The 13234-nt window shown below is 68.0% G+C and carries 15 protein-coding genes; 11 read left to right on the top strand and 4 right to left on the bottom strand.

What is annotated here, in order from left to right; all coding sequences use genetic code 11:
- Nucleotide 1: 1 nt before the first annotated feature.
- The 3 genes from CHB69_RS11105 (at nucleotide 2) to CHB69_RS11115 (ending at nucleotide 1482) form a co-directional block, all read left to right on the top strand.
- Nucleotides 2–295, top strand: coding sequence for an antibiotic biosynthesis monooxygenase family protein (locus CHB69_RS11105; protein WP_089216068.1), 294 nt, complete (start codon nucleotides 2–4; stop codon nucleotides 293–295).
- Nucleotides 295–1017, top strand: a complete 723-nt coding sequence (locus tag CHB69_RS11110) for a TerC family protein (protein ID WP_089216069.1) — start codon at nucleotides 295–297, stop codon at nucleotides 1015–1017. Before CHB69_RS11105 ends, CHB69_RS11110 begins: the two co-directional genes overlap by 1 nt.
- A 63-nt stretch (nucleotides 1018–1080) precedes the next feature.
- The gene (locus tag CHB69_RS11115) at nucleotides 1081–1482 is read left to right on the top strand and encodes a DUF1489 family protein (RefSeq protein ID WP_089216070.1); all 402 of its coding nucleotides are present in this window, start codon (nucleotides 1081–1083) and stop codon (nucleotides 1480–1482) included.
- On the opposite strand, the gene CHB69_RS11120 is transcribed toward CHB69_RS11115, so the two are convergent.
- The 3 genes from CHB69_RS11120 to CHB69_RS11130 are packed head-to-tail and all read right to left on the bottom strand — an operon-like array spanning nucleotide 1479 to nucleotide 4198.
- Nucleotides 1479–3071 carry an FMN-binding glutamate synthase family protein gene (locus CHB69_RS11120; RefSeq protein WP_089216071.1) on the bottom strand — a complete coding sequence of 531 codons (1593 nt, stop codon included), beginning with the start codon at nucleotides 3069–3071 and terminating at the stop codon, nucleotides 1479–1481. The genes CHB69_RS11115 and CHB69_RS11120 overlap by 4 nt on opposite strands.
- A gap of 9 nt (nucleotides 3072–3080) precedes the next feature.
- Nucleotides 3081–3491, bottom strand: a complete 411-nt coding sequence (locus CHB69_RS11125; protein WP_089216072.1) for a nuclear transport factor 2 family protein — start codon at nucleotides 3489–3491, stop codon at nucleotides 3081–3083.
- Nucleotides 3488–4198: a dienelactone hydrolase family protein gene (locus CHB69_RS11130; RefSeq protein WP_089216073.1), complete on the bottom strand. Its 711-nt coding sequence runs from the start codon at nucleotides 4196–4198 to the stop codon at nucleotides 3488–3490. Before CHB69_RS11130 ends, CHB69_RS11125 begins: the two co-directional genes overlap by 4 nt.
- Nucleotides 4199–4303: 105 nt before the next feature.
- Between CHB69_RS11130 and CHB69_RS11135 the strand changes: the two genes are divergently transcribed.
- From CHB69_RS11135 to mnmG, 3 genes are all read left to right on the top strand, one after another.
- Nucleotides 4304–4594, top strand: a complete 291-nt coding sequence (locus tag CHB69_RS11135; protein WP_089216074.1) for a DUF6489 family protein — start codon at nucleotides 4304–4306, stop codon at nucleotides 4592–4594.
- 23 nt (nucleotides 4595–4617) lie between these two features.
- Entirely contained in the window at nucleotides 4618–5922 is a 1305-nt protein-coding gene (mnmE, locus tag CHB69_RS11140) for a tRNA uridine-5-carboxymethylaminomethyl(34) synthesis GTPase MnmE (protein WP_281252661.1), read from the top strand.
- 75 nt (nucleotides 5923–5997) lie between these two features.
- Nucleotides 5998–7869, top strand: coding sequence for a tRNA uridine-5-carboxymethylaminomethyl(34) synthesis enzyme MnmG (gene mnmG / locus CHB69_RS11145; protein WP_089216076.1), 1872 nt, complete (start codon nucleotides 5998–6000; stop codon nucleotides 7867–7869).
- A 69-nt stretch (nucleotides 7870–7938) separates the two neighbouring features.
- Here the strand turns inward: mnmG and CHB69_RS19720 are convergent, their stop codons facing one another.
- Nucleotides 7939–8289 carry a hypothetical protein gene (locus CHB69_RS19720; protein WP_141133966.1) on the bottom strand — a complete coding sequence of 117 codons (351 nt, stop codon included), beginning with the start codon at nucleotides 8287–8289 and terminating at the stop codon, nucleotides 7939–7941.
- Nucleotides 8290–9022: 733 nt separating this feature from the next.
- On the opposite strand from CHB69_RS19720, the gene rsmG reads away from it, so the two are divergent.
- The 5 genes from rsmG (at nucleotide 9023) to CHB69_RS11170 (ending at nucleotide 13216) form a co-directional block, all read left to right on the top strand.
- Complete coding sequence (gene rsmG, locus CHB69_RS11150) at nucleotides 9023–9685, top strand: 16S rRNA (guanine(527)-N(7))-methyltransferase RsmG (protein WP_425442415.1); 663 nt, start codon at nucleotides 9023–9025, stop codon at nucleotides 9683–9685.
- Nucleotides 9682–10464 (top strand): ParA family protein, encoded by a 783-nt coding sequence (locus CHB69_RS11155; RefSeq protein WP_089216078.1) that lies wholly within the window; start codon nucleotides 9682–9684, stop codon nucleotides 10462–10464. Before rsmG ends, CHB69_RS11155 begins: the two co-directional genes overlap by 4 nt.
- Nucleotides 10464–11423, top strand: coding sequence for a ParB/RepB/Spo0J family partition protein (locus CHB69_RS11160; protein WP_089216079.1), 960 nt, complete (start codon nucleotides 10464–10466; stop codon nucleotides 11421–11423). Before CHB69_RS11155 ends, CHB69_RS11160 begins: the two co-directional genes overlap by 1 nt.
- A gap of 269 nt (nucleotides 11424–11692) precedes the next feature.
- Nucleotides 11693–12175: a DUF4402 domain-containing protein gene (locus CHB69_RS11165; RefSeq protein WP_245836719.1), complete on the top strand. Its 483-nt coding sequence runs from the start codon at nucleotides 11693–11695 to the stop codon at nucleotides 12173–12175.
- Nucleotides 12176–12433: 258 nt separating this feature from the next.
- Nucleotides 12434–13216 (top strand): fimbrial biogenesis chaperone, encoded by a 783-nt coding sequence (locus CHB69_RS11170; protein ID WP_245836721.1) that lies wholly within the window; start codon nucleotides 12434–12436, stop codon nucleotides 13214–13216.
- Nucleotides 13217–13234 lie beyond the last annotated feature (18 nt).

The following is a 13234-nucleotide window of genomic DNA, read 5'->3' on the forward strand; positions in this document are numbered from 1 at the left end:
GATGGCCGTGATCGAGCATGCCTTGCTGCCGGTCCGGCCGGGAAGCGAAGCCGATTTCGAGGCCGCCTTCGCCGAAGCGCGGCCGCTGATCGCGGCGTCGCCGGGATTCCTCGGGATCGAAATCCGCCGCCCGATCGGAACCGGAGCGCCCTATCTTTTGTTGGCAAGATGGCGGTCGGTCGAAGACCATCGCATCGGATTTCGGCAATCGGACCGTTATCGCCAGTGGCGGGCACTGCTGCACCCATTTTATGATCCGGTGCCCGAAGTCAGCTATTTTGGAGACGAGCTTTGATGTTGGATATGTTGACGCAGGTTGCCGCGGCGGCGCAGGGGCCTGCCGGAATCGGCCAGATCTGGTCGCATATTGTCGCCGATTTCTCGAACATCACCGAACCCGCGGCGCTCGCCGCCTTCCTGCAGGTGCTGATGATCGACATCGTGCTCGCGGGCGACAATGCGATCGTCGTCGGCGCGCTCGCCGCGGGGCTCCCCGCCGACCAGCGCAAGAAGGTGATCCTGATCGGCGTGCTCGCGGCGCTCGTGCTGCGTATCGCCTTCGCGCTCGTCGTCACCCAGCTGATGCAGATCGTCGGGCTGATCTTCGTCGGCGGGCTGCTGCTGATCTGGGTCGCGTGGCGGATGTGGCGCGAGCTGCGCCACGCCGGCGAATCGGCGGGTTCGGCGGAAATCGCCGGCGACGAGCATTCGGGTCTGCGCCCGGCGAAAAGTTTCGCCGGCGCCGCCTGGGCGGTCGCGGTCGCCGACGTCAGCATGAGCCTCGACAATGTGCTCGCGGTGGCCGGCGCGGCGCGCGAGCATCCGGGCATATTGATCGTCGGCCTGATCTTCGCGGTCGCGCTGATGGGCGTCGCGGCGAACATCATCGCCAAATATATCGAGCGCTATCGTTGGATCGCCTATATCGGGCTCGCCGTGATCCTGTACGTCGCGGTGAAGATGATCCACGAAGGCTGGGTCGATCCGAGCGTCGGGCTGGGGACGCTGCTCGGTTGAGCGATGAAGCCGTCCGGCGTCGGGCGGCCTTCCTTTTCGCGGCGCGCGCCCCATCTGACAGCCATGCCCCAGCTTCATATGACCCGCGCCGCCGTTGGCTGCCCCGATTATCCGGCGCTCGCGTCGCGCATCGCGTCGCGCGCCGAGCGGGGCGAGGTGCGTTTTCCGACGCGGTTCCGCCCCAAACGCGCCGATGAGCTGATCGGCGGCAAGCTCCATTTCATCGTGCGGCACACGCTGGTCGCGCGCGTCGAAATCTTGCGCTTCGACGATCGCGCCGACGGGCGGGTCGACATCGTGTGCCGCGCGGCGCTCGAGCGCATCCACCCGCAGCCGAAGCGCGCGCATCAGGGCTGGCGCTATCTGGACGACGCCGATGCGCCCAAGCGTATCGACGATCAAAGCGGCCTCGCCGAGCTGCCGCCGCACCTCTATCGCGAGCTGGTCGAACTCAGTCTGATCTAACCCGGCGTGCCTTCGACCGCGGCGCGGAAGCTGTCGGCGCGCGCCATCGCCCAATAGCGCGCGCTCGAGACCGAATCGGGATCGTCGAGCAGCACGCCGCGCGGAAAGAAGCTGTAGATGCGGTCGATCGAGTCCGAGCGCGCCGAATTCTGCCGTTCGTGCAGATGGTGGGGGCGCAGCTCCCACGGGGTTTTCAGCCCCATCGCGCCGGCGATGTCCCACAGCGCCGAGACGGTTGCCGCCTGGAAGCGGCGGACGCGCTCGGCCTTGTCCTCGACGACGAGCCCGCGTTGGCGGGTGGGGTCCTGCGTCGCGACGCCGGTCGGGCAGGCGCCGGTGTGGCAGCGCAGCGACTGGACGCAGCCGAGGCTGAACATGAACGCGCGCGCCGCGTTCGACCAGTCGGCGCCGAGCGCGCAATTGACCGCGAGCCCCGCGCCCGAATGCACCTTCCCCGAGGCGGCGAGGCGAATCTCTTCCTTGAACCCGCAGCCGACGAGCGCGTTGCGCACGAAGATCAGCCCTTCGCGCAGCGGCATACCGACGCGGTTCGAAAATTCGACCGGCGCCGCCCCCGTGCCGCCTTCGGCGCCGTCGACGACGATATAGTCGAGGCGGATGCCCGTTTCGAGCATCGCCTTCATGACGGCATAGACCTCGTGCGGCTGGCCGACGCACAGCTTGATCCCGACCGGTTTGCCGCCCGACAGCTCGCGCAGCTTCGCCGCCCATTGGAGCATTTCGATGGGAGTCGAAAAGGCCGAGTGCGCCGCGGGCGAGATGCAATCCTGGCCCTCCGGAATTCCGCGCGTCGCGGCGATTTCGGCGCTGACCTTGGCGCCCGGCAGCACGCCGCCGTGCCCCGGTTTCGCGCCCTGGCTCAGCTTGATCTCGACCATCTTCACTTGATCCGCCTGCGCCGTGTCGCGAAAGCGTTCGGGATCGAAACGCCCGGCGTCGTCGCGGCAGCCGAAATAGCCGCTGCCGAGCTCCCAGACGATGTCGCCGCCGTGCGCGCGGTGATAGGGGCTGAATCCGCCTTCGCCGGTGTCGTGATAGAAGCCGCCCGCCTTGGCGCCGAGGTTGAGCGCCTCGATCGCCCGCGCGCCGAGCGAACCGAAGCTCATCGCCGAAATGTTGAGCAGCGCCGCGTCATAGGGCCGCGAACATTGCGCGGTGCCGACGCGCACGCGCTGCGTCCGATCCTGTTCCTCGACCGGCGCGATGCTGTGGCTCATCCATTCATATTCGTCCGAATAGACGTCGAGTTCGGTGCCGAAGGGATGCGCGTCGAGCTGCCCCTTGGCACGCGCATAGACGAGCCCGCGCTCGTTCCGGGCATAGGGGCGGCCGTCGAGCGGGCTTTCGACGATATAGGCATAGAGAAAGGGGCGCAGCGCCTCGAACAGCCAGCGGATGCGCGCGACCAGCGGATAATTGCGCCACAGCGTGTGCCGCCGCTGCACTGCGTCGTAGATCGCGAGCAGCAGGAGCGGGGTCCACAGCAGCAGCGTCCAGCGCGCCGGCGCCCACCAGGCGGCCAACGCGGCGAGCAGGCCGAGCACCGGAAAGACGAGCCAGCGGCGCATCGCGCGGGATCAGCTCGCCTGCGCCGCGAGCATCGCCGCCATCTTCTCCCAGACTTTGTTGATCGCTTTCAGGGGCCGGACCATCACCTTGAAGTCGACGATCTTTCCGTCTTCATTCCAGCAAATGATATCGACACCGTTGATCTGGATGCCCTCGAGCTCGGTCGCGAATTCGAGGCAGGCCTGATCGCCGTCGACGATCTCGCGCAGATAGCGGAAATTCTCGCCGCCGAGGACGTGGCTCGCGGCGTGGAGATAGGCGAAGACCCTGTCGCGGCCCTCCTGCGGCGTGTGGACCACCGGCGAATGGAAAACCGCATCCGCGGCGAGCAGGTCGCGCAAGGCCTGCGGATCGCCGCCGCCCGCCATATAGGCGTGCCAGGCGGCGAGACCGCGGTCGGCCGCGGAGCCGGCGCTCATGCGAGATGCTTTGCGAAAAAGTCGCGCGTGCGCCCGTCGGCGAGCTGCGCCCCGGCTTCGTCGCGGCGGTCGCCGCTCGTCGCCGCGAAGCCATGGTCGAGCCCTTGATAGTCGTGGAGCGTGACCTTCGGATGCGGACCCAGCGCTTCGTGCATCTTTGCCTGGGCTTCGGCGCTGACGAAATGGTCGGCGGTCGGGACGTGGAGCATCAGCGGGTTCGAGTTCGCGTGGCTTTCGTTGAGCATCGTGTCGATCATCACGCCATAATAGCCGACCGAGGCGTCGATGTCGGTGCGCGCTGCGGCCATATAGGCGAGCCGCCCCCCGAGGCAGAAGCCGACGCAGCCGATCCGGTCGGCGCCCGCGGCGCGCAGCCAGCGGATCGCCGCTTCGATATCCTTGACTCCCTTGTCGGGATCGAACTGGCCGAAATAGCCGAGCGCCTCGTTCATCTCGGCCTCGACATCGGGATCGAGTTCGATGCCGGGAGCGAAGCGCCAGAAGATGTCGGGCGCGATGGCGAGATAGCCGAGCGCGGCCCAGTCGTCGCATTTCTTGCGGATGCCCGCGTTGACGCCGAAGATTTCGGGGATGACGATGATCGCGCGCGCGCTGTCGGCGTCGGGGCGCGCGACATAGGCCGGGATGTCGCCTTCGCCGTCGAGCGCTGGGATGGTGATGTTGGTCGGGGCTTCGTTCGCGGACATCGCGGCTCTCCTCGCTCTTGATAATTGTCGGTCAAAGCGCGAAGCTAGCGGTGCGGGGCAAGCGGCTCAAGCGTCAAGGCCCGCGCCGGGGCAGGAGATTGGGCGATGAAATTCAATATCGAGATCGATTGCACCCCCGAAGAGGCGCGCCGGCTGGTCGGACTCCCCGATCTTGAACCGCTGCACGATATTTATCTGGCCCGCGTCAAGGAGTTGATGGCGAAGGGCATCACCCCCGACATGGTGCAGGCGATGGTCAAAAGCTGGGTTCCGATGGGCGAGAGCGGGCTGAGCCTGATCCAGTCGCTGCTCGGCCAGTTCGGCGGCGGGATGATGGGCACGCCGCCCAGGGGCGCCGATGCGGACGACAAGCCGGCGCGGGGGCGCAAGAGCTGACCGACGACCGGAGTAGCGACACGATTTTCGCGCTGTCGAGCGGGATGCCGCCGGCGGCGATCGCGGTCGTACGCATCAGCGGGGAAGGGGCGGGGGCGGCGCTCGCCGCGCTTGCCGGATGCGTGCCCGAAGCGCGCCGCGCGTCGCTCCGCGAGCTGAAGGATGCCGGCGGTGCGCCGCTCGATCGCGCGCTGATCCTGTGGTTTCCCGGCCCCGCGACCGCGACCGGCGAGGATCTGGCCGAGCTGCATCTGCACGGCGGTCGCGCGGTGGTCGCGGCGGTCGAGGCGGCGCTCGCGGCGATGCCGGGTCTGCGCCGCGCCGAGGCGGGGGAGTTCACGCGGCGCGCGTTTCTGAATGGGCGGATCGACCTGGCCGAAGCCGAGGGGCTTGCCGACCTGCTGGCGGCGGAGACCGAGAGCCAGCGGGTGCAGGCGCTCGGGATGGCGAGCGGGCATGTGTCGTGCGCGGTCGCGGCGTGGCAGGAGCGGCTGCTCGGATTGATGGCGCAGGTCGAGGCCGAGCTCAACTTCTCCGATGAGGAGGATGTCGAACTTTCCGATGATTGCGCATATCGCGTAGCAAGTGCGATGCAGGCGCTGGCGGGGGAGCTGGGCGAATGGCTGGAGCGCCCGGCGGCGGAGGTGATCGCCGAGGGGCTTTCGGTGGTGATCGCGGGTCCACCTAATGCAGGAAAATCTACACTTATCAATGCATTAGCTAAGAGAGAGCTGGCGATCGTGTCGCCGGTTGCGGGGACGACGCGCGACGTGATCGAAACGCCGCTCGCGCTCGACGGAATCGCGATGCGCTTTTCGGACACCGCCGGGATGCGCGGGGACAGTGCCGATGCGATCGAGGCGATCGGGATCGACCGCGCGAAGGCGGCGGTCGCCGCGGCCGACATCCTGCTGTGGCTCGGCCCACCCGACGCGGCGCCCGCGCACCCGCGCTGCCTGCGCATCGCCGCGCAGGCCGACCGCTGGCGCGGCGATGCGCAGGCCGAGGCGGAGGCGGCGCGGTGCGATCTGATCCTGTCGGCGGCGAGCGGCGAGGGGATGGATGCGCTGCACCGCGCGATCGTCGCCGCGGCGCGCACGCTGCTCCCGCGCGAGGGCGAGGCGGCGCTGCGCCGGCGCCAGCGCGACGCACTCGCCGAAGCGAAGGCCTGGCTCGACGTCGAGCCGGGCTCGCACGAAGCGGCCGACCTGATCCTGCTCGCCGAGCGGCTGCGGCTCGCGGCGAGCGCGCTCGACCGCATCACCGGCCGCGCCGGGGTCGAGGAGATGCTCGACGCGCTGTTCGGCCGCTTTTGCATCGGGAAATGATGTTCCACGTGAAACGCCGCGCCCGTCGCAGCGCGGTGGATTCGCACACATCTTTGAGCTAAGGGCGCCGCCATCATGCAGGATCGCGCAGCATATGATGTCCTCGTCGTCGGCGGGGGACATGCCGGGACCGAGGCCGCGGCGGCCGCGGCGCGGCTTGGTGCGCGCGTTGCGCTGGTCAGTTTCGACCCGGCGCTGATCGGCACCATGTCGTGCAACCCGGCGATCGGCGGACTCGGCAAAGGGCATCTGATGCGCGAGGTCGACGCGCTCGACGGATGGATGGCGCGCGCCGCCGACGCCGCCGCAATCCATTACCGGATGCTCAACGCGTCGAAGGGCGCGGCGGTGCAGGGGCCGCGCATTCAGGCCGACCGCAAGCTTTATCGCGAGGCGATCCAGTCGCTGCTCGCGGCGGAGACGGGGATCGAAGTCGTGGCGGGCGAAGCCGCCGCGCTGATCCTGTCGGACGACGGCGCGCGCGTCGAGGGGCTCGAACTCGGCGACGGCACGCGCCTCGCGGCGCGCGCGGTGGTGCTCGCGACGGGCACCTTCCTCGGCGGGCGGCTGTTCCGCGGCGAGGAACGGATGGCGGGCGGGCGCATCGGCGAGGCGGGCGCGCACCGGCTCGCCGAACAGCTGCGCGCGGCGAAGCTGCCGATGGCGCGGCTCAAGACGGGCACGCCGCCGCGGCTCGATGGGCGGACGATCGACTGGGCGCGGCTCGTCGAGCAGCCGTCGGACAGCGCCGAGGGTGCGAGCTGGACCTGTTCCACGTGGAACAGCGGCCGGACGGTGCCGCAGATTTTCTGCGCGATCACGCGCACCAATGCCAAGTCGCACGCGATCATCGCGGCGAATCTCGACCGCTCGCCCTTGTTCACCGGCGCGATCGGCGCGGCGGGACCGCGCTATTGCCCGTCGATCGAGGACAAGATCCACCGCTTCGCCGACCGCGACGGGCATCAGGTGTTTCTGGAGCCCGAGGGGCTCGACAGCACCCTGGTCTATCCGAACGGCATTTCGACCTCGCTTCCCGCCGACGTCCAGCTGGCGATGCTGCGAACGATGGAGGGGCTCGAGGCGGTCGAGATGGTCGTGCCGGGCTATGCGGTCGAATATGACCATATCGACCCGCGCGCGCTCGACCGGACGTTGCAGGTGCGCGCCATCGGCGGACTGTGGTGCGCGGGGCAGATCAACGGGACCACCGGCTATGAAGAAGCGGCGGCGCAGGGGCTGGTCGCGGGGGCGAACGCCGCGCTGGCGGTGCAGGGGCGCGATCCGCTGATCCTCGACCGTTCGCTCTCCTACATCGGGGTGATGGTCGACGATCTGGTGCTGCAGGGGGTGACCGAGCCGTACCGGATGCTCACCGCGCGCGCCGAATATCGGCTGCGGCTGCGCGCCGACAATGCCGCGACGCGGCTTACTCCGCACGGGATCGACATCGGGCTCGTCCGCCCGGCGACCGCTGCGCGGTTCGAGGCGCGCATGGCGACACGCGCGCGCGCCGCGGCGCTGCTCGACGCGCCGGTCGCGAGCAGCGATTATGCGGCGGTCGGGCTGGCGCTGCCCGGCGACGGGACCCTGCGGCGGCGCGTCGACCTGCTCCGCTACGCCGGGGTGACGATGGCGACGCTCGGGGCGCTGGCGCCAGAGCTTGCCGCGATCGACCCCGCGATCCTCGCCGAACTCGCCGAGGACGCGCATTACGCCCCCTATATCGCGCGCCAGGACGCCGAACTGCGCGCGCTCGCGGCGAACGAGGCGATCGCGCTCGACCCCGCGCTCGACTATGCCGCGATCGGCGGCCTGTCGCGCGAGATGGTCGAGCGGCTGTCGAAAGCGCGCCCCGAAACGCTGGGACAGGCGGCGCGCATCGACGGCGTGACCCCGGCGGCGCTGACCGCGATCATGGTGCATAGCCGGCGACGCGCGGCTTGATTGGTCTGATTTGGGCCAAGGCCGCGGCGGGTCTCACTATGGTCGTCGTCTCGACGTGAGGGCGGGCCCTCAATTTCCGCCGAAGCGCTCGATGCTGAGAGCCGAAATTTCGTCTTTGAACAATCGATAGCGACGCTCGACGTCCAGTATATGCGCCACCTTGGCGGGGCGTTCGCAGTCGAATGCTTGGAGGACGCCGCACATTGCTGCAATGTCGCCGGATTGACGCGCTCGCGTCCATTCCTCGATCCGATCCGAGTCCAGAATCTGACCCCAAACTCCTTGGTCTTCGTCACCGCCAGATGCCCAGTTGGCATGGGCCAGCGGACGTTCCATACTTGGTTCGCGCCGCCAGATGTGCGGAATAGTGCCTCGATCTTGAACCCAATATTCCAGTATGCGCACCTGAAGCGATGTCATGGTGGCGCCCCCAGCGCACCGCGCGCCGAGTAAATGACACGCAACCGGCGGGTCTCCAACGTTCACTTGGTTCTCGAATGCTACCTGGTCCCTCACGTTCGCGAATAAGGGCGCTCGGGGGCAAACTGCCACATCGTAGCGCGTCCGACATTCCCGGCATTCCGTATGCACCAAAGCAACTTCGGAAGATATCACCAGCTCTGGATCAAATGCGCAGTATCGCGGAACGCCATCCAACCACCAGAGGGCACGGTCTGATACGCGATCAATAATATCATCGTACCGCAGAAGCATGACCACTTCATTAGTCGCAGAGAGGTTAGGGACATGTGAATGTCGGCGGCTCCTTCGCCGCGTCGCGACCCCGTTGCGCTACGGTACGCCGTCGACCACCGCCGCTGTCCGCCCCACCCCCTTCCGCAGGCGGGAGGGGAGAGGAATGTTTGCTTGGAGTTCAAACGGCGCCCGGCGCCCGATGGACCCCGGATCAAGGTCCGGAGTGACGGAAATGGGCGGCGGTGGGATGGGCGCGCGCGCCACTATCTTCATATCCTTGTGTGATTGTCGCTTGCATCTCCGGTAGCGGGGCGTCAGCGGGTAGTTCGCGCCTTTGTGCCTTTGCTTAAGGCTCCTAAAACCTCACGCAAAGGCGCGAAGAGGAGGCTGGATTCCCGCGGAGGCGCGGCGCGCCGTCTGCGACTCCGCGGGAATGACAAATTTGGGTAGATGGCTGGTGAGTTCCGATCATGCGGTTTTGGCGAGCGAGGCGGAGGCGCGGGATTGGATCGCCGACGTCCTTTCGCCGACGGCTGAGCAATGGGCACGGCTCGAGCGCTTTGCGGCGATGCTCGTTGCCGAGAATGCACGGCAGAATCTGATCGCGGCGTCGACGGTGCCGAACCTGTGGGTGCGGCATATCGCCGACAGCGCGCAATTGCTGGACCTCGACCGCGACGGCGCGGGGCTTTGGGTCGATCTGGGGAGCGGACCGGGACTGCCGGGGCTGGTGGTGGCGATCCTGTCGGAGCGGCCGGTGCTGCTCGTCGAGTCGCGGAGGCGCCGGTGCGACTTTTTGCGCGACGTCGCGGTCGAGCTGAAATTGCGCCATGTCGCGGTCGCCGAGGCGCGGCTCGAGGCGGTCGAAACGCGGCCGGCCGGCACCATCAGCGCGCGCGCCTTTGCGCCGCTCGACCGGCTGATCGACTTATCCGCGCGTTTTTCCACCGAATCGACGCGCTGGCTGCTGCCAAAGGGGCGAAATGCGGTTAAGGAACTGGCATTGCTCCCGCGAGCATGGCAGAGTCTGTTCCACGTGGAACATAGTCGAACCGATGCCGAGAGCCGCATCCTGGTCGGGCAAGGGCGTATCGCGCCGAAAAAGCGAGGAAAAGCATGATCCGTATCGCCGTGGCGAACCAGAAGGGCGGGGTCGGCAAGACGACGACCGCGATCAACCTGGCCACGGCGCTCGCGGCGACCGGCTGGCGCACGCTGATTATCGACCTCGATCCGCAGGGCAACGCCTCGACCGGGCTCGGCATCAGTCAGGCGCAGCGCGAATTTTCGAGCTACGACCTGCTGCGCGCCGATGCGACGCTCGCCGAATGCGCGATCCATACCGCGGTGCCGCGGCTCGACATCGTTCCCGCGACGGTCGACCTGTCGGGCGCCGAGATCGAGCTGGTCGATTATGAGGACCGGCTGCACCGGCTGCAAAAGGCGCTGGCGAGCGCCGAAGCGGGGCAGTGGGACATCTGCCTGATCGACTGCCCGCCGTCGCTCGGCATGTTGACCTTGAACGCGCTGATCGCCGCCGAATCGCTGATCGTGCCGCTGCAGTGCGAATTTTTCGCCCTCGAAGGGCTGAGCCAGCTGCTCACCACGGTCGAGCGCGTGCGCGGGCGCTTCAACCCGCAGCTGTTCATCCTCGGCGTGGCGCTGACGATGTTCGACCGGCGCAACCGGCTGACCGATCAGGTGTCGGACGATGTGCGCGAATGCCTGGGGCCGGTGGTGTTCGAGACGGTGATCCCGCGCAATGTCCGGCTGTCCGAGGCGCCGAGCCACGGGCTCCCCGCGCTGATCTATGACCATCGCTGTCCCGGATCGGCGGCCTATATCGCGCTCGCGCGCGAGCTGATTGATCGCCTGCCCAATATACGCAAGGCTGCTTAATGTCTGAAAAGAAAGAAGAAACTGTCCAGTCCCCGGCGCGCAAGCGGCCATCGGGGCTCGGGCGCGGATTGAATGCGCTGTTCGGAGATGCCGCGGTCGAATCGCCGGTGCTCGCGAGTCAGGGCGGCGCCCGCGCGGCGGATCCGCGCGCGACCGGCGATTCGGTGCAGCATATAGCGGTCGGCGCGATCCGCCCGCTGCCGGGGCAGCCGCGGCGGCGTTTCGACGAGGAGGCGATCGCCGAGCTCGCCGAATCAATCGCGGCGCGCGGGCTGCTCCAGCCGATCATCGTCCGCCGCGCCCCGGGCGGCGAGGGCTATCAGCTCGTCGCGGGCGAGCGGCGCTGGCGCGCGGCGCAGCGCGCGGGGCTGCACCAGATCCCCGCGCTGGTGCGCGACCTCGACGATGCCGCGACCTATGAGATCGCGCTCGTCGAGAATATCCAGCGCCAGGACCTCAACGCGATCGAAGAAGCGAACGCCTATCGCAAGCTGATCGAGGATTTCGGGCACAGCCAGGATGCGCTCGCGCGGCTCGTCGGCAAGTCGCGCAGCCATGTCGCGAATCTGATGCGCCTGCTCGACCTGCCGCGCGGGGTGCAGGATCTGGTCAGTGACGGCAGCCTTGCGATGGGCCATGCGCGCGCGCTGATCGGGGCCGAGGGCGCCGAGGCGATCGCGCGCAAGGTGGTCAGGGACGGGCTGTCGGTGCGCGCGGTCGAGGCGCTGGTGCGCGCCGAAAAGGGCGGGGGGCGGGGGCCGCCGCTCGAATATAAGAGCATGGACGGCGTCGGGCGCGATCCAGACATCATGGCGGTCGAGCGGCATCTGTCCGAACTGCTGGGGATCGGCGTCGCGATCCAATATGGCGGCGGCGGCAAGGGCGCGCTGACGCTCAGATTCGCCTCGCTCGACCAGCTCGACATGATCTGCCAGCGCCTGTCGGGCGAGGGAATCTGAGCCCCGCGAATCGGCGCGGCTATGGCGCACATCTGTGTCATGGCGGGGCGATGACATCGTCGTACGGCGGCAGCGTTTTCGCGAAATTTCCATAAGGTATTGGGAAACAATAAAAGTTCTGGCGCATCAGCATGAACCCTAACGTGCCGTTAACCATGGTCGCTGGCAAAGATTGAACGGGTGATGCGCTAGACGGTCCTTCGAATGGGGTGGGATTTCCATTCGACTTTCGATTGATCAAGGGACCAAATCATATGCGCACCATTGGAATGAAGCGCGCCCTACTGGGCGCCGCGATTGCTGCCCTCGCCCTCAACGCTTCGGCCGCGCAGGCGGCGACGGCGACCGGGACGGCCAAGGCCAAGATCCTGCGTCAGATCACGCTCACCAACACCAGCGACCTGCAATATGCGACCGTGATCAGCGGCGCGACGGCGTCGACCGTGCAGGTATCGACCGCGGGCGCGCGGACCTGCGGGTCGGGGCTGACCTGCACCGGCACCGCGACCGCAGCCAATTTCAACATCGCGGGCACCGACGGCGCGTTGGTCGATGTGAGCGGCGATGCCAACGTCACGCTGACCGGCTCGCTCGGCGGCACGATGACCTCGACGTTGAGCTATTCGGCGGCGAGCGTCACGCTGGGCGCGACGGGCGGCAGCTTTCAGGTCGGCGGCACGCTGAGCGTCGGCGCCAACCAGACCGCGGGCGACTATTCGGGGACGTTCAACGTCACCGCCAATTACCAGTAAGGTTCGGGCGGGGGGACGGCGGGCCGCACGGTCTGCCGGTCGATAAGGGCCGCCGGCGGGTGCCGGCGGCCCTTTTTCGTGGGGTCTTTGCATGGTTAGCGAAATATCAACCATCCTCGTGCAGTCCGGTAGCCGGACCAGCGGAGCGGACCAGCTCCGGTAAATAGCCGAGCGGGCGGGGGCGTCCGCGCGGCGACGATTGTGGGGATCGTGACGATGTTTCGTGTCTTGAGGGCCGCGGGCCTGCTTTCCATTGCCTTGTTTGGATTCACTTCGGTTCCGGCGAGCGCCGCGGGCGACCTGCTGGTCGCGCCGACGCGGCTCGTCCTCGACGGTTCGCGCGGCACCGAGGTGGTGCTCAACAATATCGGCGCCGAGCCCGCGACCTATCGCATCAGCCTGGAGATCAAGCGGATGACCGCCGCGGGCGGGCTCGACGAGATCGCCGAGGCCGACGCCGATGCGGCCGAAAGGGCGGCGCTCGGCATGATCGCCTTCAGCCCGCGCCGCGTCACCCTGCCGCCCAACCAGCCGCAGGTGATCCGCGTCGGGGTGCGCGTGCCCGAGGGGACGCCGCCGGGCGAGTATCGCGCGCACATGCTGTTCCGCGCGGTGCCCGACGCCGCGCCGGCGGCCGAGCCGAAGCCGATCGGCGGCAGCGGCGTGTCGATCGCGCTGACCCCGATCTATGGCATCACCATCCCGGTGATCGTCCGCGTCGGCGACCTCGCCGCGACTGCCGAAATCGGCGCCGCGCGGGTGGCGGAGACCGCCGACGGGCCGGCGTTCGAATTCGACCTGACGCGCAGCGGCGCGCGATCGGTCTATGGCGATATCGAGGTGACGCGGCCGGGCACGCCCGAGCCGCTGCTCGTCGCGCGCGGCATCGCGGTCTATCCCGAAGTGACCGCGCGGCGCGTGTCGCTGCGCGTGCCCGCCGAGGTTGCCGCCGCGCTCAAGGGGCCGGTGCATATCCGCTACAGCGAGGATCGCGAACTCGGCGGCGGCACGATCGACGAAGCTGATCGGGTGGTCGAATAGGCGGCTCTGGGCCGGGAA

Source organism: Sphingopyxis indica (assembly GCF_900188185.1).
Lineage (GTDB): Bacteria > Pseudomonadota > Alphaproteobacteria > Sphingomonadales > Sphingomonadaceae > Sphingopyxis > Sphingopyxis indica.